This window comes from Vitreoscilla stercoraria DSM 513, assembly GCF_000382305.1.
GTDB classification, from domain to species: Bacteria; Pseudomonadota; Gammaproteobacteria; order Burkholderiales; family Neisseriaceae; genus Vitreoscilla; species Vitreoscilla stercoraria.
In genome coordinates, this window is record NZ_KB908023.1 from 78,463 (window position 1) to 97,463 (window position 19,001).

A 19,001-nucleotide genomic window follows, 5' to 3' on the forward strand; every position below is an offset into this window, starting at 1 on the left:
ATATTTTATACAGAAAGTTCGCCATGTCAGTCAGCAACGAACCCAATCTCACAGGCCCTTTACTTAAAATTTTATTTATCGGTCCAATGGGTGCAGGCAAAACCACTGCCATTCATTGCATCAGCGACACCAACCCTATTGGCACAGAGGCCAGCAACTCAGACTCGGAACAATCCAACAAATCCACGACCACAGTGGCAATGGATTACGGCAGTATTGAATTAGGCCCTGATGAAGTGGTTCATTTATATGGCATTCCAGGGCAAGATCGTTTCAAATTCATGTGGCCTATTCTTGCCAAAGGCTCTATGGGTTGTATCTTGCTCATTGATGATACACGCGAAAATCCTATTGAAGACTTAAAACTTTATTTACATGAGTTTCGTGATTTAATCAGCAAACAAGCTTTTGTCGTTGGCATAGGTAAAACCAAAAAAGACAGCCATGCTTTGGACAAATATACCCAATATTTTGCCGAACGCGACATGTACGCACCCATTATGGAAGTCGATGTGCGTGAAAAAGCAGATGTTTTAATGTTATTAGAAGTGATACTAGCGAATTCAGAAATCAAAGGGGAATAAAATCCATGGATAACAGCGAAGCTGTCCGCAAACATCAATATATTATGGCGCGCCAAGACATGTTTGCCCGCCATGTGCGTGCTTTAAAGAAAAATTTCAGTGATATTGAATTTATCGTGATTGCCAGTGACGATGGTTTTCCCATTACCCATACATTGGCAGATGACCGTGATGCAGCACGCAAAGCGGCCATGTGCGCTTCTTTAGGTGGATTAAGCGACTCTGTCAGTGCAGAATCAGGATTCAATCATACTATGGCCACAACCATCGAATGTGAAAATGGTTTAATCTTCAGCCGCCGTGTGGCATTGGATACCGACAAATCCATCGAAATATTGGTCGCTTGCTCACGCACAGCCAATTATGCTACGGCATTATGGACCATCAAAAAGACCATCAATGACATTGTCGAAGAATTCAACAAACGCTGATATACAGCTGACAATCGGTGGCGCAATCAATAAAAGCGTCCTGTAAACATTTACAGGACGCTTTTTTATTCAATCAAGCAATCAGTCTTGCAATACAGCAACAAATGCATTGGCAACGTAATCGATGTTTTTAGTGTTCAAGCCAGCCACACACATGCGACCGTTGCTCACCAAATAAATACCGAATTCAGAAGCCAAACGAGCCACTTGTTCTGGGCTCAAGCCTGAGAAGCTGAACATACCACGTTGAGCCGTGATGTAAGAGAAATCACGACCTGGTACTTTGGCAGTCAATACTTCAAACAAACGCTGACGCATTTCTTTGATGCGCACGCGCATTTGAGCCACTTCTTCTGTCCACAAAGCAAACAATTCATCGCTGTTCAAAACATCAGATGCGATGGTTGCAGGGTGGCAAGGAGGGTTAGAGTACAAACGACGCACGATGTATTGCAATTGGCTGAACACCAAACGCTTTTCTTCAGCCGTAGCTGACACCACAGACAAAGCACCCAAACGCTCGCCGTAGAACGACAAGTTTTTAGAGAATGAGCTGCTGACAAAATAGCTCAAACCCAAAGCTTCTGCTTTGCGAATGGCGTACACGTCGGTTTCAAAGTCATCGCCAAAACCTTGGTAAGCGATGTCCATGAATGCCAACAATTCACGCTCTTTCACCACATCTAACAACACATCCCATTGTGCAGGCGTCAAATCAACGCCAGTTGGGTTGTGGCAGCAAGGGTGTAACAAAACTACATCGTGTTTGTTATAACCTTTGAATGCTTCTAATAAAGCATCAAATTTCACACCACCTGTTTGAGCATCGTAGTAAGGGTATTCGCCCACTTCCAAACCAGCTGCTTCAAAAATGCTGATGTGGTTGCCCCAAGTTGGTTTGCTCACATACACTTTGCTTTGTGGGAAGTATTGTTTCACAAACTCCGCACCCACACGCAATGCACCAGAACCGCCGATAGATTGGATGGTTGCAATGCGACCTTCGGTCACAGCTGCACTGTCAGCACCAAACAACAAGCGTTGTACCGCAGTGTTATAAGAAGCCAAACCGCTCATAGGCAAATATGGACGAGCTTGAGGCGCTTTGGCACGCTCAGCTTCGGCTTTCAATACCGAGTCGAGCAAAGGCAAATTGCCATCTTCGTCATAATACACACCCACGCCCAAATTTACTTTTTCAGCGCGTGTGTCTTTGTTATACAAGTCATTCAAACCCAAAATAGGGTCGCCTGGATAATAATCAACATGATTAAACATGAGGTTTTTGTCCTAAAGTTGCAGATTAAAACAGTCCAAGTTGTCGTTTATATGGCAACCTGCACCCATCAAAAACAAGACCCATACTTTAACACGTTTACAAACTTGTGTTGAGCTTGGTCTAATTTTTATTTTATTTCAATAAACACCAACGGTATCACACAAAAAAAGCGTCCTGTAAATTTACAGGACGCTTGATAAAACAACATCAATCAACGCGCTTCAAAACCAAAGTACCATTGGTACCACCGAAGCCGAACGAATTAGAAATGGCGGCACGAACTTCCATTTTGCGTGCACCATCTTTGTTGTAATCCAAATCACAACCTGCTTCAATGTCTTGGTTGTCGATATTAATGGTTGGAGGGGCTATTTGGTTTTTAATCACCAAAGCAGTCACCACCGCTTCCAAACCACCAGCACCACCTAATAAGTGACCTGTCATGGATTTGGTAGAGTTGACCACCATTTTGTAAGCATGCTCACCAAACGCAGATTTCAATGCATTGGTTTCATTGGCATCACCCAAAGGTGTAGATGTACCATGTGCATTGACATAATCAATGTCACTTGGCTCTAAACCCGCATCTTTCAAAGCACGGTTAATCGCCAAAGCAGGGCCATCTACAGTAGGTGCGGTAATATGATGTGCATCTGAGCTCATACCAAAACCGACTAACTCAGCATAAATATTTGCACCACGCGCCACAGCAGAATCATAAGATTCCAATACCATCACACCAGCACCCTCACCCATCACAAAACCATCACGGTCTTTGTCCCACGGGCGAGATGCTTTGGTTGGATCATCGTTGCGAGTAGACAAAGCCTTCATCGCCGCAAAACCACCCATGCCCAAAGTCGAAATCGCACCTTCAGCACCACCTGCAACCATGATGTCTGCATCGCCATAAGCAATCATACGCGCCGCATCACCAATACAATGTGCACCTGTCGTACAAGCAGACACAATGCCGTAACTCGGACCTTGATAACCTTTTAAAATGGTCACATGGCCTGCAATCAAATTAATCAATGAACCTGGAATAAAGAAAGGATTGATTTTGCGTGTACCACCAGCAATCACATCAGCACCCGTATCTTCAATCAATGGCAAACCACCAATACCAGCACCAATATTCACACCCACGCGGGTTTTGTCCAAGCCTTCAATATGATCCAAGCCTGCATCTTCAATCGCTTGCAATGCCGCAGCAATACCATAATGAATGAACACATCCATACGACGTGCTTCTTTGGCTGGAATGTATTGGGTGATGTCAAAATCTTTGACTTCACCAGCAATCTGACAATTCAAGGTCGATGCATCAAAACGAGTCACAGGGCCAATACCGCTGACACCAGCGAGCAAATTTTCCCAGTTTTCGGCCACACTATTACCCAATGGTGATACAACACCCAAACCGGTAATGACGATCCTTTTTTTATTCATGCGTTTGAAATCCATAGTAAAAACCTCTGCACAGCAAACCGATGTGCTCTGCAGAGGCTAAAATATTGAGGCTAAGAAAAATTACTCAGCAGCTGTCAAGAAGTCGATAGCTTGTTGTACAGTAGTGATGTTTTCTGCTTCTTCATCAGGAATTTCAGTATCGAAAGCTTCTTCCAAAGCCATTACCAATTCAACGATATCCAAAGAGTCAGCGCCCAAGTCTTCTTGGAATGAAGATTCGTTTTTCACTTCAGCTTCATTCACACCCAATTGTTCAGCAACAATTTTCTTTACGCGCTGTTCGATATTTTCCATGTTACTTCCTTTACCTTGATCTTAAATAAGGGTTTATTTCAGATAGAATTAATTGTTAATAATGGTCGACTACCAAAATCCAGCGCTCATTCTACTGAATTTAAATAGAGCTTTCCATCCATAAGCATGCATATTGTAAGCACATTCCACATATTTTGACTAGCTTCATGTGCGAACTGCATGGATAGGCTGCCATTTTCGCCAATATTAACACAAGCCTAAATCCTGACTCAACACACAAGAACCATCCAATTTCATTTAAAGCATTGTGGCACAAACACCCTCTTTTAATCGTCAATGGTATGATTCTAACCATCACTTTAAATATTTGCTTTTTTTCAATTGGCAGTAAAGGTTATCCGATGAAAATTACCGTTTTAGGCGCAGGGGCATGGGGCACGGCTCTTGCCATCCATTTTGCCCAACAAAACCACCAAGTATGTTTGTGGGCACGCAATGCCGAACACGTCACACAAATGCAACAAACCCGTGAAAATCAGCGTTATTTAAAAAACTGCCACTTTCCTGACAACTTAAACTTACAAAATCATTTACAGGACGCTTTGGATCAAACCGAATTGGTCTTGATTGTGACACCTGTTTCAGGTTTGCGCCCTATTTTAGAAGCCATCCAGCCATTCATAGACAATAACATGCCGATTATGACTGCGTGTAAAGGCTTTGAAGTTTCGACAGGTCAATTGCCACATCAAGTGGTTACCAGTATGTTGCCCGAACAAAAACACGTGGCTTTGTTATCAGGTCCTAGCTTTGCGCAAGAATTGGCGCAACAACTGCCTTGTGCCGTCACTTTGGCATCTGAAAACCAAGCTTGGATTGAACAAATGTGCCGCAATTTGAACAGTTCCGTATTGCGCTTATACGCCTCTAGCGATGTCATCGGTGTGGCAGTAGGTGGTGCGTTGAAAAACGTGATGGCAATTGCCACAGGTTTGTGTGATGGTTTGCATTATGGCTTGAACGCACGGGCGGCATTGATGACACGCGGCTTGGCTGAAATCAGCCGTTTGGCGCAACATTTGGGCGCACAAGAAGCCACTTTAATGGGTCTTTCGGGTTTGGGTGATTTGATTTTAACTTGTACAGGCGGCTTATCTCGCAATCGCCAAGTCGGCCTGAAACTGGCCGAAGACAAAAATCTAGACACCATTTTAGAAGAGTTAGGACATGTGGCTGAGGGCGTATATACCATTTCTGAAGCCTATCGCCTGTCACAATTACACCATATCAGTATGCCCATTACTGAAACCTTGTTTCAATTGCTCAATGGTCAATTGAACAGCGCTCAAGTGGCATATGCTTTAATGATGCGCAGCCCCACACTGGAACACAAATCCTAAATACTCACATCTTATTTGATTTTTTTATCCCCCTAAGCAAACCACAAATTCCAAGCCAACAGTTTCAAAATAAAGTGGTTTGCTTTACCATTCAGGTCGCTTTAAATTTCAAAACAGGTCAGTCAAAAGGAAAATAATATGAATAAATTAAACATGAAAACCACCAGTATGAGCTTGATGGTGGCTTTGGCGCTGGCAGCTTGCGGCGGTCAAAACAGTGGTAGCGACGCTGCCAAAACAACTTCGTCAGCCCCTGCTGCCAATGGCAACAATGAAATCGTAATTGGCTTTGCCGCACCTTTAACAGGTCCACAATCACATTACGGTGAAGAATACAAAAACGGCGTGCAATTGGCCATTGACGAAGCCAACGAGCAAAAATTAACCATCAATGGCGCACCCGCCACGTTCAAATTGATGGCTGAAGACGATGCTGCGGACCCAAAACAAGCCACACAAGTGGCTGAGCGTTTCGTGGATGCCAAAGTGGCGGGGGTGATTGGTCACTTTAACTCAGGCACCGCCATTCCAGCATCTGAAGTTTACGAAGACAACCAAATTCCAAATATTGCGATGGCAACCAGCCCAACCTTATCTGGTCGTGGCTTGCAATACGTGTTCCGCTCTATGACTTCAGACAGCCAACAAGGCACTGTTTTGGGCAAATATGCGGTTGAAAAACTGGGTTACAAAAACATCGCCATCATTGACGACCGCACCGCTTACGGTCAAGGCTTGGCAGACGAATTTGAAAAATCAGCCAAAGCCGCAGGCGCCAACATTTTGCCGCGCCAATTTACCAATGACAAAGCCACTGATTTCCAATCTATTTTGACAGGCTACAAAACCCAACAACCTGACGTGATTTTCTACGGTGGTGCAGACACGCAATCAGCGCCGATGATCAAACAAATCCGCCGTTTGGGCATTACTGTGCCATTTATGTCGGGTGAAATGACCAAAACACCGACATTCTTAGAAATTGCAGCAGCTGATGGCGAAGGTGTGTTCACTTCTTTGGCAGGTTTCCCATTAGACAAAATGCCTAAAGGTACTGAATACGCAACCAAATACAAAGCCAAATATGGCAAAGACGTCGCCACTTATTCTCCATATGGTTATGACGCAACTTGGGCGATGATTACCGCCATGAAAGACGCCAACTCATCGAAAGCGGCAGACTATTTAAGCAAATTGAAAGCCGTGAGTTTGAATGGTGTGACCAGTGGAACATTCTCATACGACGACAAAGGCGATTTAAAAGACATTGCCATCACCGTTTATAAAGTAGAACAAGGAAAATGGGTGCCTGTGGACAGCATCTCTAGCGGCAATTAATGCAATATTAATATAGTCATGCTTTTACAGGACGCTTGCAAGCGTCCTGTAATACTTGAAAGCTAAGCTGCGCTATTGACTGTGTTACAATCATCTCGCTGTTTCAGAAACGGGAAGTTAGGTGAAAATCCCACACTGCCCCCGCAGCGGTAAAGCTCATAAAACTGTTCAATACAAGTCACTGTTACCAAGATAATGGGAAGGCATTGAAATCAGCGAGCCAAGTCCGAAGACCGACTGAACAGTCTTAATTTCGAGTATCGCGGGGAGGCGATATTTGACTGTTTTGTCTTTTTACATTGCGGTTAAATACACATTCTTTTCGCACTCGGTATTTACAAAATACTTGGAGTGTTCCTCATGCAAACCAAAACCTTGGCAGCAAGCTTATTGCTATTGTCTGCTGCGCCCTTGGCATTGGCCAATGACAGCCACAATGATACGGCTTTAGAAGAAGTGGTCATCACTGCCACACGCATCAGCCAAAATCCACTTAAAAGCTTAAACGATGTCAGCATCATTACTCGTGCCGACATCGAAAAAAGCAATGCCCAATTTTTGCCTGAATTACTACAACAAAGCATAGGCTTAGAAACGGTCAGCAATGGCGGTGTAGGCTCTGTCGGCAGCTTGTTCACGCGTGGCACCAACACCAACCAAACCATCATTTTGATTGATGGCGTGCGCTTGGTGTCTGCCACCACAGGCACTGCTTCTTACAACCACATTCCGTTGAATCAAATTGAGCGCATTGAAGTCGTGCGCGGTGCCAGTAGCTCCGTGTATGGCGCAGATGCCATTGGTGGCGTGGTACAAATTTTTACCCGCAAAGCTGAAAATCAACCGTTCGGCGGCGATATTGGTGTCAAAATCGGCACCGAAGGTCAACGTGGTATCGATGCCAACCTGAGCGGCAACACACATGGCGTAAGCTATCAATTAAGTGCAGGCACAGAGCGTACCGATGGCGGCATTTCTGCTACCAATACCGACTATCCATTTGGTCACCATCCTGATGAAGATGGTTATCAAAACCAAAATGTTTCAGGACGCTTGGCATATGAATGGGCAGAAGGACAAGAATTGAGCATGCGTGCTTTGCGTTATAAAGGCGAGGCTCAATACGACGGTGGTGGTTCAGACCCGATTACGTGGGCACCTATTGCCAGAGACGATGAAAACTACATCACCCATTTGACTCAATTTAGCATCGCTTCTAAAAACCGCATCAACGAGCAATTGGAATCCAATTTACAATTTTCCACCAGCCGTGACGAAGGCAAAAGCGTCACCCAAGGCAGCACAGATTACTTTATCAAGAGCAAAGACACGCGTGCGCAATGGACATTGAGCGGTCAACACAAGCACATACAATGGCAAACAGGTGCAGAATGGCTCAAACAAAACATTGATTCCGATACCGATTATGTGGTCGATTCTCGCAAAAATTGGGCATTTTTTGGAGCGATGAATGCCGATTACAACCGCTTTTTAATCGAATCGTCTTTGCGCCAAGACCGTGACAGCCAATATGGTCATCACACTACAGGACGCTTGGCGCTGGGTTATCAATTGACCGATGCTTTGGTCGGTCGCATCAGCTACGGCACTGCTTTTCGTGTACCCACTTTCAACGAGTTGTATTACCCATACGGTGGCGGCAACCCGTTGCTTAAACCAGAAAAAAGCCGTTCTTGGGAAGCGGGCTTAAAATACCATCAATCAGATTTCAGCGTGGATTGGACAGTATTTCAAACCCAATTGGAAGAAATGATTAACGGTTGGCCTGCTCAAAACATCAATGAAGCGACCTTGGTCGGCACCAGTTTGGCAGCGAGCAAGCAATGGCAACATTTCAAACTCTATAGCAACGTCACTTACCAAGACCCTCGTGACGATAGCAATGACAAATTATTGATTCAACGTGCGCGCGTATTTGGTAATATTGGTATTGATTATCAACCACATGAAAAATGGTCTATTAATACCCATTTGCATGTACACGGTCGCAGTTTTGCCGATGCTGCCAATACCACCAGCTTAGGCGGTTATGGTTTATTGGGGATGAGTGTTGCTTACAAACCCAACCAACAATGGCAGTTGCGTTTAAGCGGCAGCAATTTGTTGGACAAACAATACACCACCGTTCGTGGTTACCATACCCAAGGTCGCAGCGTGGTGGCTTCAGGACGCTATCAGTTTTAATCCGCAATGATTCATTGCCATTACGGTTTACAGGACGCTTGGGTCATACTAAGCGTCCTGTAAAATTCAAAGCCTATGTTCCCATCTATTCGTTTCGGTTTATTATTTGCCCTATTGTCTTTATGGCTATTGCCCGCTTATGCGCAATGGCAAGTGCAAGACGGCACAGGGCAAACTGTCACCCTCAAACAACCATTGCGCAAAGTCGTATCATTGGCACCACACACCACCGAACTTTTATATAGCGCAGGTGCAGGCAGCAAAATTGTGGGTGTCACGCAAGAAAGCGATTATCCTCAACCGATTTTAAACCTACCCAAAGTCGGAGCTTACAACCAAATCAATGTGGAACAAATCATTGCGTTGAAGCCTGATTTGGTCGTGGCATGGCAAGACGGTGGACAACAACGCTTGATTGAACATTTGAAACAATTGGGCATTGCCGTCTTTGTTTCTAATCCTGTGAGTTTACTATCGATTTCCGATGAAATTCATGCTTTAGGCATCCTCAATAGCACGCCCAATATTGCCAAACAAAATACCTATCCGTTTCGCCAATTGGTATTGGCACAACAAAAACAGACGTATCCAAATCGCATTTCCAGTGCTTTTTTGGTCAGTTTGCAGCCAATTTATGCCATCAGCAATCGCAGTTTTTTAGGGCAATTATTACAAACTTGCGGTGCCGACAATGTTTTTGGCAACTTGTCTATGCCTGCGGTGCCCATTAATCATGAAGCCTTATTACAACAACAAACTGAAATTGTGTTTGTCAGCGGTGAGCAAAATTTGTCACAATGGCAACAGCTGTATGCACACAGTCGTAAGCGACCTGAAATACATATCATACAAGCGGATTTGCGCCCCAGTTTGCGTATTAAGTCGTCATTAGAGCAAATGTGCCTTATAATCGAGTCCAAACGCCGAAAACGGCATTGATTTCATCATTCCAATTTACGTTATTGTCTGAGCCATGGAAAATCAATTAGAACACTTATATAACTGCGTCAATACTTTGGTCGCTAAGTTTAATACGCTCAATGCCGACAATGCTTCTTTAAACCAACGCATCACAGCTTTAGAGCAAGAAAAACGTCAATTAATTGAGCAATATAATGCGCAATTAAGCAGCAAAGAGCAATTGCATACCGAACATGTCAATACTTTACAAAACTTATCTGACAAACAGATCAATGATTTGAAAGTTGAAAATACGGTTTTGCGTGCCACGTTAATCGACACATCCGACGCCATCAAAACCTTGATGTCCCGTTTGCCGAAAGTGGTGCAAGAGGAGATTGAACAATGAGTATTTCACAAGTTGATGTGAATATTTTAGGTCGCCAATTTACCATTGGTACGCCAACAGACGAAGCTGAAACCTTGCGTCAAGCCGTTTATTTATTAAATCAAAAAATCGCCGCTATCCAAGATACAGGCCGCATCGTAGAAACTGACAAAATTGTCATCATGGCAGCTTTGAACTTGGCGCATGATTTTTTAAAAATGACGACCAAAGATGGCTTGGAATTTACTCAGTTTGAGCGTAAAATAAGCGACATGATTCAAGCATGCGAAACCGCTCTCAAGGTTTAAGCTGCTTAGTAAACGAGTTTTAAGTTTTCCCCTGCAGTGTTCGAACGGGCTTATATTCCTTTGAACCAATAAGTTCGCTTTATAGTTGCACCGTGGTGTATGGGCGCGAACGTTCCTTAGTCGAACGTACCCGAAATATACCCATGTGACTAGCCTTGTCCCCAAGGTTCAAGCGAATTGTGCCTAACCGACACAGGCGGGGGATTCCCTCCTCTTCAAAACCATCTTCAACAAGCCTCTTATAGCAAGCAACTCAAATCCAATTATCACTATTTTGACCATTTTGGTCGATTTCACATAAAACTTCATCGCAAGCCCTTTGTTTATATTGACAAGTACCGTCACACTCACATAAAATCGTTGGTTTACAGTATTCACTATTTTTGGAACTATTCCTATGAAAACCTTTTCAGCTAAACCCCATGAGGTGAAGCGCGAATGGTACGTAGTTGATGCTCAAGACAAAGTTTTGGGTCGTTTGGCTGCTGAAATCGCTCACCGCTTGCGCGGTAAACACAAACCAGAATACACTCCTCACATCGATACTGGCGATTACATCGTCGTGATCAATGCTGACAAATTGCGTGTGACTGGTAACAAAGCATTGGACAAAAAATACTACCGTCACTCTGGCTACCCTGGTGGTATCTACGAGCGTAACTTCGCTGAAATGCAACAACAGTTCCCAGAACGTGTGTTGGAAAAAGCAGTGAAAGGCATGTTGCCTAAAGGTCCTTTGGGTTACGCCATGATCAAGAAATTGAAAGTGTACGCTGGTGCAGAGCACACGCACGAAGCTCAACAACCTAAAGTTTTGGATATTTAAGGATACACGATGAACGGTAAATATTACTACGGCACAGGCCGTCGCAAAAGTTCAGTAGCGCGTGTATTTTTGCAAAAAGGTACAGGCCAAATCATTGTTAACGGTCGTCCAGTAGATGAGTTCTTTGCTCGCGAAACTGGCCGCATGGTTGTTCGTCAGCCATTGGCTTTGACTGAAAACTTGGAAAGCTTCGACATCAAAGTAAACGTATGCGGTGGTGGCGAAACTGGTCAATCTGGTGCGATCCGTCACGGTATCACTCGCGCTTTGATCGACTTTGATGCAGCTTTGAAACCTGCATTGTCACAAGCTGGTTACGTAACTCGCGATGCTCGTGAAGTTGAACGTAAAAAACCAGGTTTGCGCAAAGCACGTCGTGCAAAACAATTCTCAAAACGTTAATATTTACGTTTTGTGTACAAAAAGCCGCCTTCGGGTGGCTTTTTGTTTGTCAAAAGCAATCAGATTCATACATGTAAAGCATACCGTTATGCTGCAATACAGCGTAAAATGACTGTGATATTTGAGCACAGGATGGATGATGAGCGAGACCAAAACCAAAGTAGGCATTGTAGGCGCAACAGGCTATACCGGCGTGGAATTGTTGCGTTTGTTGGCACACCACCCTCAGGTGAGTGTAGCTGCCATAACCAGTCGCCAAGAGGCAGGCAAACACATTGCAGATTATTTCCCAAGCTTGCGCGGCGTATATGATTTGACTTTTCAAGCACCAGACGATGCGCAACTAGATCAATGTGATGTGGTCTTTTTTGCAACACCTAATGGTGTGGCGATGAAAGAAGCTCCTGCATTGCTGGCACAAGGCATTAAAGTCATAGACTTGTCAGCAGACTATCGCATCGACGACATTACGACTTGGCAACATTATTACAAAATGGAACATGCCAGTGAAGAATGGGTTGCAAAAGCAGTCTACGGCTTATCAGAATGGAAGCATGCAGACATTGCTCAAGCACAATTGATTGCCAATCCTGGCTGTTATCCAACTTGCGTCGGCTTGCCTCTATTGGCTTTATTACAAGCCAATGCGTTAAACAGCTCAAGTCATATCATTGCGGACTGTAAATCTGGTGTTTCTGGTGCAGGGCGAAAAGCCGAAATTGGAACACTTTTTAGCGAGGCTGGCGACAATTTCAAAGCCTACGGTGTCTCAGGTCATCGCCATTTGCCTGAAATTCGCCAAACAATTGCTGCATTCAATCCAGACATTGCCAAAAAATTTACCTTTGTTCCACACTTGACCCCCTTGATTCGTGGCATGCATGCCACCATTTATGTTGAATTGAATGAAGGTATCGATGCTTTACAAGTGTTACAGGAAGCTTACCAAGACAGCTTGTTTGTCGATGTTATGCCAAACGGTAGCTTGCCTGAAACCCGATCTGTACGTGGTGCCAATATTTGCCGCATCACAGCTTACCGAGCGCCTGAAACCGAAAATAATCAATGGATTATTTTGTCTGTCATCGACAATTTGGTCAAAGGTGCAGCAGGTCAAGCCGTACAAAATATGAACATCATGCTAGGGCTGCCTGAGAACACTGCATTAAATTGCATGCCTTTGCTACCCTAACCCACACATACATGAAAAAAGGACGCACTCATGAGCGAACAACAAACTGATAACAACCCTATCATCTTCACTGAAAATTGCTGCGTGAAAGTACGCGATTTGATTGCGGAAGAAAACAATCCCGATTTGAAATTGCGTGTTTTCGTCAACGGTGGCGGCTGCTCAGGCTTTCAATACGGCTTTACATTTGATGAAATCGTCAATGACGATGACTTCCAAATCAGCAAAGACGAATTGACTTTCTTGGTAGACCCAATGAGTTACCAATATTTAATCGGTGCCGAAATCGATTACACCGAAAGCTTGCATGGTTCACAATTTGTGATTCGCAATCCAAACGCGACCACCACTTGTGGCTGTGGCTCTTCTTTCTCGGTATAAACATTTAAGATGACAAAGCGTCCTGTAATTTACAGGACGCTTTTTTAATTGCTACAAAAAATGCCCAATCAACAGATTGGGCATTCAAACACTTCTTATGAATGATATTAAAACAATTCATCTACATTCTGTGACTGCGCAGGTGTATTGTGTTGAGGACGAGTAGAACCTGCTTGCCCACTGTTTTGTGCAGGCGCTGTATTGATAGGTTTCACCTCTTGTGGACCTGCTCCCGATTGAATAGGCTCTACGGTCGTTCCACCACCAGGTTGTCCTAAGCCATTAATCGGATCCACTGTCACACCACCACCGTTACTATTGATATCTGTATCTCGCTCTTCAGGCTTAATAGGTGCGCTAGAACGATTGTCAATATTTAACTTAGTATTGGTGCTTTGTTGCTCTTCATAGAAATATTCACCACCACGCTGCACCATGCCTTTAGGCATTTTCATGTCTTCGTTTGGCATACCTTTTAAAGCAAAACGCATATAGTCCATCCATACAGGCAATGCAATCACACCACCATAACCTGCACGACCTAAGCTGCGTGGCTGGTCAAATCCGACATAAACCGCCGTCACAATTTTCGGGTTATAACCTACAAACCAAGCATCTTTCATATCATTGGTGGTACCTGTTTTACCTGCAATATCAGTACGACCCATTGAGTTGGCACGCGCTGCTGTACCACGACGTGTCACATCTTTCAAAATGCTGGTCATGATATAAGCATTACGCGGGTCAATAGCTTGTGTGGCATTTTGTCCCGCTACCAAAGGCTGTGTTTGAGCACGCAAGCGGCCTGAACCATCGTAAACCTTATCAATGACATAAGCCGTCACCTTATAACCACCATTGGCAAATACGGCATAACCTTCAGCCATTTGTAAAGGTGTGGCCGAACCTGAGCCCAAAGCCATAGACAAGCTGCTTGGATGGTCTTTGTCTGCAAAACCAAAACGCTGTAAATAATCTTTGGTATTTTTAATACCCAACATCATCAACAAACGGACTGTCACCACGTTTTTAGATGCAACCAATGCTTGGCGCATGCTGATATAACCTGCATAACGACCATCTGAATTTTTAGGCTCCCATGCTTTGCCACCACTGCCCATACCCGGCAAAGACAAAGGTGCGTCATTCAAAGAAGTTGCGGCTGTCACGCCTTTAGCCAAAGCTGCGGAATAAATGAATGGCTTAAATGTGGAGCCTGGTTGACGCCAAGCCTGCGTTGCACGGTTAAAGGTTCGGCGGTGGAAATCATAACCACCCACCAACGCACGCACCGCACCTGTGCGCACATCCAAAGCGACCAAAGCGCCCTGTAACTCTGGTTGTTGCACGACCCGCCACGCGTCTTTGTTTTTCGATACACGAATCAAAGAACCAGGTGTGACTTCTCGTGCTTTGGCCTTGCTATTGTTCAAAACCGATTTGATTAAAGACAAATTGGTACCACTGATATCCGTCAAACCATGACCTGCAACATAAACCGTTACTTTGTTATTGCCTTGAATTTTGGTCACAATAGCAGGTCTCTCGCCACGCACAGTATGAAATGGGCTTAATACTTGTTCCAAATCATCTAAATACGCTTCGTCACTGCTTTGATCCAATTCAGACAAATCAATTTGTGCTTCAGGACCATGGAAACGAGCACCTCGGTCAAAATTTTCCAAAGCGGTACGCAATGCCTTAGTCGCTACTTCTTGATGTGCCGTAGACGCAGTGGTATAGACACGGAAGCCTTGTGTATAAGCTTCCTCACCATATTTATCTACCATAGCTTGGCGTGCCATTTCAGCCACATACAAAGAATTTTCATCAATATTGGCAACCGCACGCTCAAACACCAATTTTTCGGCCATCGCTTCATCTCGCTGTGCCGCTGTAATCATGCCCAACTCTTGCATATTTCTTAAAATATAGTGTTGGCGCTGTTTGGCACGCTCATAATTAACAATGGGATTGAAAGCGGATGGTGCTTTTGGCAAACCAGCTAGCATCGCAGCCTCTGCAATACTCAGTTTTTCAACTGGCTTGTTATAGTAAGCATAAGATGCAGCCGCAAAACCGTACGAGCGCTGACCCAAATAAATTTGGTTGAAATACAACTCTAAAATTTGGTCTTTACTCAGATTTTGTTCAATCTTATAAGCCAGCAAAGCCTCATTGAATTTTCGCTTCAATGTTTGTTCATTGGTTAAATAAAAATTGCGCGCCACTTGTTGGGTAATAGTACTGGCACCCGAACGGACGCCGCCCGTCAGATTACCCACCATCGCACGAGCCACCCCAACCACATCAACGCCCCAATGTTCATAAAAGCGTTGGTCTTCTGCAGCAATCACCGCATTTTTTAAAGACTCAGGGAACTCATCAATTTGAGTAAAATTACGGCGCTCTTCGCCATACATACCAATAAGCTTTTCATCCGATGAATAAATAAGCAATGGCATCTTCGGTTGGTAATTGGTCACCGATTCTAAATTTGGGAGTTTGGGATATGTGACCAAAACTGCAATGGCTAGCAAGCCAATAGCAAAAAAAATAAGCCCTAAAGTCAATCCAATTAGGGTACTGATTAGTTTTTTTAACATCAGGAGAATTATTTCAGCAAAATGATTGCGCAAAGTATAAGGTTAAAGCTAACCTTATGCTAGATAAAAAAATTAACGTTTCTAAAGGTTAATTTTCAAACGGGGATAATTGCAATGAAATTCAAAAAGAAACCCGCAGCATCAAGCCCAAAGAATAGCAAGGCTTCAACTGGACGCGGTTTATTAACCATAGATATTACTGATCAAAATGTAAAAATTGCGCATATTTCAGGACGCTCTCCTGAACAATTGGTGCTGGAAAATTACAAAATTTTTCCAATACCTCAAGGTTATGTACAAGATGGTAAAATCAACAATGAAGAACAATTCACTGTCATATTGCAACAGGCATGCAGCCAGTTCAAAGGTAGTGGCAAACAAGTTGTTGCTGCTTTACCACACAATGTCGTAACCACGCAAAATTTTAGCTATACATTGGATTCAGGCACCACACTAGAGGACGCAGCCAATTTTGAAGCTGCCCAAATCGCGACGATTGAAGAAGTGGACTTAGACTATCAAGTCATCAATACTGCTTCAGACAGCGAGGAAGTTCTGATGGTCATCGCCCTGAAAAGCGATACCAAGCCTTACTTAGACTGCTTAGAAGAAGCTGGTTTTGGCATACCTAAATTTTTGGATGTGGAACCATATGCCATCGTCAATGCATTTTCTAACTGGATTAACACTCAATCTCCCGATTTAGAAAACCAAATCTTAGCCATTTTTGACATTGGTAGTTTAAAAACCCAATGCTTGATTGTACAAGCGGGCAAAGTCTTGTTCAAACAAGAAGTCTTGTTTGGTGGTGAACAATTAACGCGTGAAATTCAACGAAATTACCAAGTTGACCAAGAAGGTGCTGAAAAAATCAAAGTATCTTCTGAGCAGCCTATTGACTACGAAGAATTTACTGTCAGTGGTTACAACCAAGAATTAGCTATGGAAATTCAACGTGTCTTACAGTTTTTCTATACCAGCTCACATTCTAATGGTAAAGAAAAAATCAACAAAATCCTTTTAACAGGTGGTTCTGCTGTTTTGCCAAATTTAAGCAAAGTCGTAGAAGAACAATGCACTATTGATACCGTGGTCGTCAATCCTTTGCAATTTTTAGGTATTGCAAGCCACATTGACCCATTATCGTTGGTACAAGATGCGGGCCGTTTAACTGTATGCTGCGGCTTGGCTGTGCGAGGTGTTGCATGATTAAGATAGTTAAATTAAACCTGCTCGATTACCGTGCAGAAGCCAAAAAAGAGCAGCTGAAAAAATTCCAAATTTTAATGGGTGCTGCTGCGTTAACCGGTTTAGGCTTGGGTATTATGGTTTGGATAGGTTTGGCAGGCTTGGTTGAAACCCAACAAGAGCGCAACACCTTACTTAAGAACGAAACCGCTAAACTGGAAAATGAAATCAAAGAAGTGGCTGCACTACAATTGACTCGAGACAGTTTCTTGCAACGCAAGCAAAAAATTGAAGAGTTACAAAATCAACGCTTTGAAGCAGCCAAACTTTTGGATGATTTGAATATCTTGGCGCCTGAAGGTGTGTATTTGACTTCGATTGATGGTGATAGCAAGCGCAATTATAAACTGATTGGTCATGCCACGAGCGACAGTAAGGTAGCTATTTTTATGAAAACCTTACCAAGTACGGGCGTGTTTGAAACACCTCAATTAACCAGTATTACCAAAAAAGAAAAAGCACAAGAATTTATTTTGAGTGCCAAATTGGTTGACCACAGTGCAATTAAAGATGGGGCACCTGCTGAGACTGGCTCTATTTTGGAGGGCAATTAATCATGGCATCGTCAAAAGAATTTAATTTACAGGAAATGTATAAGCAATCTCTTCCAGTACAGTTAGGGATTGCAGTAGCAGTGGTGGTCATCATTTTGGGCTTAGGCTACTTTTTTGTTTTCAGTGATCAACGTGCTGCTTTAGAATCTGCTGAACAAGCAGAAGTCAAACTCAAAGAAGATTTTTCTAAAAAAGCCAAAGAAGCGGCACAATTGCCTGCTTTGAAAAAACAATTAGAACAAATCAACGAGTCTTTTTCTGTATTGTTACGCCAATTGCCAACCGATGCAGAAGTGCCTAACTTGATTCAAGAATTACATGACGCTGCTTCTTCTAGCGGCATGCGTTTAAATACAGTGACGCCTCAAGCCATCGTTAACGACGGTCCTATCGATATTTTGCCATACAAAATTGCGTTGACAGGAACCCATCAAGAAATCAGTGCATTTGCTCGCAGCGTTGGCAAACTGTCTCGTATCATTACACTGAGTCAAATCCAGTTAAAATCTGATGCAAAAGATGAAAAATCCAATACCTTCACGTTGACAGCGATGGCCAATACCTATAAAGCGGTTGATCCAAATGCCCAATTGAATGCTCAAGCAGAACAAGATTCAGGTAAAGCTAAAGCCAATACCAAAGCTAAAGGCAAAGATAAGTCTGAATCAGATGGAGCAAACAAAAAATGAATAAGTCATTAAAATACAAATACTTTGCTTTAGGGTTAAGTTGCATCATGCTAAGTGCTTGCTCAGAGCATGGTGACTTACAAAAATGGATGGCTGATGTCAAAGCCAAAGCCATCAAATCCTATCCAGAACAAGATGTGCCTAGTATCAATGCTATGGCGACCTATACGCCTCCAGCTTATACTGGCTTACATTCTTTTGATTCTGCTCGATTACAAGCTGGTAATGCTATCAATAATGCAAATGGTCCTAATGGCAATCGCCCCAAAGAGGTCTTAGAAGCTTTTGGTTTAGAAAAATTAGAATATGTAGGTTCTATGGTTCAAGCAGGTAAAACCATAGGCTTTATTCGAGTAGATGGACACATTTACACCATTCAAAATGGTAATTATTTAGGCCAAGACTTCGGTAAAGTAACTGCTATCGAACCCGACCGCATAGTATTAAAAGAGTTGGTAGAAAATACTGAAGGCGCATGGGAGCACCGAGAAGGCAGTATTGTCCGTGCCGATACCGGAAAATAACAGTGATAAAAGAAAATA

The 19,001-nt window shown here is 43.4% G+C and carries 20 protein-coding genes, 1 other RNA gene and 1 riboswitch; of the genes, 17 read left to right on the forward strand and 4 right to left on the reverse strand.

Going from position 1 to position 19,001, the window contains the following annotated elements; translation table 11 throughout:
- Nucleotides 1-23 precede the first annotated feature (23 nt).
- Together H150_RS0105745 and H150_RS0105750 are read left to right on the forward strand one after the other, a co-directional pair.
- The gene (locus H150_RS0105745; protein ID WP_019958102.1) at nt 24-584 is read left to right on the forward strand and encodes a GTP-binding protein; all 561 of its coding nucleotides are present in this window, start codon (nt 24-26) and stop codon (nt 582-584) included.
- 5 nt (nt 585-589) lie between these two features.
- The gene (locus H150_RS0105750; RefSeq protein WP_019958103.1) at nt 590-1,015 is read left to right on the forward strand and encodes a roadblock/LC7 domain-containing protein; all 426 of its coding nucleotides are present in this window, start codon (nt 590-592) and stop codon (nt 1,013-1,015) included.
- Between the two features lie 81 nt (nt 1,016-1,096).
- On the opposite strand, the gene H150_RS0105755 is transcribed toward H150_RS0105750, so the two are convergent.
- The 3 genes from H150_RS0105755 to acpP form a co-directional block, all read right to left on the reverse strand.
- Nucleotides 1,097-2,293: an amino acid aminotransferase gene (locus H150_RS0105755; protein WP_019958104.1), complete on the reverse strand. Its 1,197-nt coding sequence runs from the start codon at nt 2,291-2,293 to the stop codon at nt 1,097-1,099.
- A 208-nt stretch (nt 2,294-2,501) separates the two neighbouring features.
- On the reverse strand, nt 2,502-3,746 hold the full coding sequence (gene fabF, locus H150_RS0105760) for a beta-ketoacyl-ACP synthase II (protein ID WP_026353511.1): 1,245 nt from the start codon (nt 3,744-3,746) through the stop codon (nt 2,502-2,504).
- Between the two features lie 81 nt (nt 3,747-3,827).
- The gene (gene acpP, locus H150_RS0105765) at nt 3,828-4,061 is read right to left on the reverse strand and encodes an acyl carrier protein (protein WP_019958106.1); all 234 of its coding nucleotides are present in this window, start codon (nt 4,059-4,061) and stop codon (nt 3,828-3,830) included.
- A gap of 362 nt (nt 4,062-4,423) precedes the next feature.
- Between acpP and H150_RS0105770 the strand changes: the two genes are divergently transcribed.
- The 11 genes from H150_RS0105770 (at nt 4,424) to erpA (ending at nt 13,362) form a co-directional block, all read left to right on the forward strand.
- Nucleotides 4,424-5,422, forward strand: coding sequence for an NAD(P)H-dependent glycerol-3-phosphate dehydrogenase (locus tag H150_RS0105770; protein ID WP_019958107.1), 999 nt, complete (start codon nt 4,424-4,426; stop codon nt 5,420-5,422).
- Nucleotides 5,423-5,560: 138 nt separating this feature from the next.
- Nucleotides 5,561-6,760 (forward strand): branched-chain amino acid ABC transporter substrate-binding protein, encoded by a 1,200-nt coding sequence (locus H150_RS0105775; RefSeq protein WP_019958108.1) that lies wholly within the window; start codon nt 5,561-5,563, stop codon nt 6,758-6,760.
- Between the two features lie 62 nt (nt 6,761-6,822).
- Nucleotides 6,823-7,014: riboswitch (cobalamin riboswitch) on the forward strand.
- A gap of 106 nt (nt 7,015-7,120) precedes the next feature.
- The gene (locus tag H150_RS0105780) at nt 7,121-8,965 is read left to right on the forward strand and encodes a TonB-dependent receptor domain-containing protein (RefSeq protein WP_019958109.1); all 1,845 of its coding nucleotides are present in this window, start codon (nt 7,121-7,123) and stop codon (nt 8,963-8,965) included.
- A 75-nt stretch (nt 8,966-9,040) separates the two neighbouring features.
- Nucleotides 9,041-9,904, forward strand: coding sequence for a helical backbone metal receptor (locus tag H150_RS0105785; RefSeq protein ID WP_019958110.1), 864 nt, complete (start codon nt 9,041-9,043; stop codon nt 9,902-9,904).
- A 34-nt stretch (nt 9,905-9,938) separates the two neighbouring features.
- Nucleotides 9,939-10,274: a hypothetical protein gene (locus tag H150_RS0105790; RefSeq protein ID WP_019958111.1), complete on the forward strand. Its 336-nt coding sequence runs from the start codon at nt 9,939-9,941 to the stop codon at nt 10,272-10,274.
- Nucleotides 10,271-10,561, forward strand: coding sequence for a cell division protein ZapA (locus H150_RS0105795; RefSeq protein WP_019958112.1), 291 nt, complete (start codon nt 10,271-10,273; stop codon nt 10,559-10,561). Before H150_RS0105790 ends, H150_RS0105795 begins: the two co-directional genes overlap by 4 nt.
- Before the next feature lie 25 nt (nt 10,562-10,586).
- Nucleotides 10,587-10,768: non-coding RNA, 6S RNA (gene ssrS / locus H150_RS14980), on the forward strand.
- A gap of 190 nt (nt 10,769-10,958) precedes the next feature.
- The gene (gene rplM / locus H150_RS0105805; protein ID WP_019958114.1) at nt 10,959-11,387 is read left to right on the forward strand and encodes a 50S ribosomal protein L13; all 429 of its coding nucleotides are present in this window, start codon (nt 10,959-10,961) and stop codon (nt 11,385-11,387) included.
- Nucleotides 11,388-11,396: 9 nt separating this feature from the next.
- Nucleotides 11,397-11,789, forward strand: coding sequence for a 30S ribosomal protein S9 (gene rpsI / locus H150_RS0105810; protein WP_019958115.1), 393 nt, complete (start codon nt 11,397-11,399; stop codon nt 11,787-11,789).
- Nucleotides 11,790-11,928: 139 nt separating this feature from the next.
- Nucleotides 11,929-12,981, forward strand: a complete 1,053-nt coding sequence (gene argC, locus H150_RS0105815) for an N-acetyl-gamma-glutamyl-phosphate reductase (RefSeq protein ID WP_019958116.1) — start codon at nt 11,929-11,931, stop codon at nt 12,979-12,981.
- Nucleotides 12,982-13,011: 30 nt separating this feature from the next.
- Nucleotides 13,012-13,362 (forward strand): iron-sulfur cluster insertion protein ErpA, encoded by a 351-nt coding sequence (erpA, locus tag H150_RS0105820; RefSeq protein ID WP_019958117.1) that lies wholly within the window; start codon nt 13,012-13,014, stop codon nt 13,360-13,362.
- A 107-nt stretch (nt 13,363-13,469) separates the two neighbouring features.
- Here the strand turns inward: erpA and H150_RS13830 are convergent, their stop codons facing one another.
- Nucleotides 13,470-15,968: a PBP1A family penicillin-binding protein gene (locus H150_RS13830; RefSeq protein WP_081619551.1), complete on the reverse strand. Its 2,499-nt coding sequence runs from the start codon at nt 15,966-15,968 to the stop codon at nt 13,470-13,472.
- A gap of 114 nt (nt 15,969-16,082) precedes the next feature.
- Between H150_RS13830 and pilM the strand changes: the two genes are divergently transcribed.
- Genes pilM through H150_RS13840 form a run of 4 tightly spaced genes read left to right on the forward strand, consistent with a single transcriptional unit; the run spans nt 16,083 to nt 18,983 of the window.
- Complete coding sequence (pilM, locus tag H150_RS0105830; protein ID WP_019958119.1) at nt 16,083-17,177, forward strand: type IV pilus assembly protein PilM; 1,095 nt, start codon at nt 16,083-16,085, stop codon at nt 17,175-17,177.
- The gene (locus tag H150_RS0105835) at nt 17,174-17,770 is read left to right on the forward strand and encodes a PilN domain-containing protein (RefSeq protein WP_019958120.1); all 597 of its coding nucleotides are present in this window, start codon (nt 17,174-17,176) and stop codon (nt 17,768-17,770) included. Before pilM ends, H150_RS0105835 begins: the two co-directional genes overlap by 4 nt.
- Nucleotides 17,771-17,772: 2 nt before the next feature.
- The gene (locus tag H150_RS13835; RefSeq protein ID WP_019958121.1) at nt 17,773-18,459 is read left to right on the forward strand and encodes a type IV pilus inner membrane component PilO; all 687 of its coding nucleotides are present in this window, start codon (nt 17,773-17,775) and stop codon (nt 18,457-18,459) included.
- A complete protein-coding gene (locus H150_RS13840; protein ID WP_019958122.1) occupies nt 18,456-18,983 on the forward strand; it encodes a pilus assembly protein PilP in 528 nt (175 codons plus the stop codon). The genes H150_RS13835 and H150_RS13840 overlap by 4 nt, the downstream gene beginning before the upstream one ends.
- The last annotated feature ends 18 nt before the right edge of the window (nt 18,984-19,001 follow it).

What these genes read in the sequence shown, in the direction of transcription:
- rpsI (WP_019958115.1), top strand. Translation starts at nt 11,397, where the DNA reads ATGAACGGTAAATATTACTACGGCACAGGCCGTCGCAAAAGTTCAGTA.
- fabF (WP_026353511.1), bottom strand. Translation starts at nt 3,746, where the DNA reads ATGAATAAAAAAAGGATCGTCATTACCGGTTTGGGTGTTGTATCACCA.
- H150_RS0105775 (WP_019958108.1), top strand. Translation starts at nt 5,561, where the DNA reads ATGAATAAATTAAACATGAAAACCACCAGTATGAGCTTGATGGTGGCT.
- H150_RS0105795 (WP_019958112.1), top strand. Translation starts at nt 10,271, where the DNA reads ATGAGTATTTCACAAGTTGATGTGAATATTTTAGGTCGCCAATTTACC.
- H150_RS0105780 (WP_019958109.1), top strand. Translation starts at nt 7,121, where the DNA reads ATGCAAACCAAAACCTTGGCAGCAAGCTTATTGCTATTGTCTGCTGCG.
- argC (WP_019958116.1), top strand. Translation starts at nt 11,929, where the DNA reads ATGAGCGAGACCAAAACCAAAGTAGGCATTGTAGGCGCAACAGGCTAT.
- H150_RS0105835 (WP_019958120.1), top strand. Translation starts at nt 17,174, where the DNA reads ATGATTAAGATAGTTAAATTAAACCTGCTCGATTACCGTGCAGAAGCC.
- H150_RS0105755 (WP_019958104.1), bottom strand. Translation starts at nt 2,293, where the DNA reads ATGTTTAATCATGTTGATTATTATCCAGGCGACCCTATTTTGGGTTTG.
- H150_RS0105745 (WP_019958102.1), top strand. Translation starts at nt 24, where the DNA reads ATGTCAGTCAGCAACGAACCCAATCTCACAGGCCCTTTACTTAAAATT.
- pilM (WP_019958119.1), top strand. Translation starts at nt 16,083, where the DNA reads ATGAAATTCAAAAAGAAACCCGCAGCATCAAGCCCAAAGAATAGCAAG.
- H150_RS0105785 (WP_019958110.1), top strand. Translation starts at nt 9,041, where the DNA reads ATGTTCCCATCTATTCGTTTCGGTTTATTATTTGCCCTATTGTCTTTA.
- H150_RS13835 (WP_019958121.1), top strand. Translation starts at nt 17,773, where the DNA reads ATGGCATCGTCAAAAGAATTTAATTTACAGGAAATGTATAAGCAATCT.
- H150_RS13840 (WP_019958122.1), top strand. Translation starts at nt 18,456, where the DNA reads ATGAATAAGTCATTAAAATACAAATACTTTGCTTTAGGGTTAAGTTGC.
- erpA (WP_019958117.1), top strand. Translation starts at nt 13,012, where the DNA reads ATGAGCGAACAACAAACTGATAACAACCCTATCATCTTCACTGAAAAT.
- H150_RS0105770 (WP_019958107.1), top strand. Translation starts at nt 4,424, where the DNA reads ATGAAAATTACCGTTTTAGGCGCAGGGGCATGGGGCACGGCTCTTGCC.
- H150_RS0105750 (WP_019958103.1), top strand. Translation starts at nt 590, where the DNA reads ATGGATAACAGCGAAGCTGTCCGCAAACATCAATATATTATGGCGCGC.
- acpP (WP_019958106.1), bottom strand. Translation starts at nt 4,061, where the DNA reads ATGGAAAATATCGAACAGCGCGTAAAGAAAATTGTTGCTGAACAATTG.
- H150_RS13830 (WP_081619551.1), bottom strand. Translation starts at nt 15,968, where the DNA reads ATGTTAAAAAAACTAATCAGTACCCTAATTGGATTGACTTTAGGGCTT.
- H150_RS0105790 (WP_019958111.1), top strand. Translation starts at nt 9,939, where the DNA reads ATGGAAAATCAATTAGAACACTTATATAACTGCGTCAATACTTTGGTC.
- rplM (WP_019958114.1), top strand. Translation starts at nt 10,959, where the DNA reads ATGAAAACCTTTTCAGCTAAACCCCATGAGGTGAAGCGCGAATGGTAC.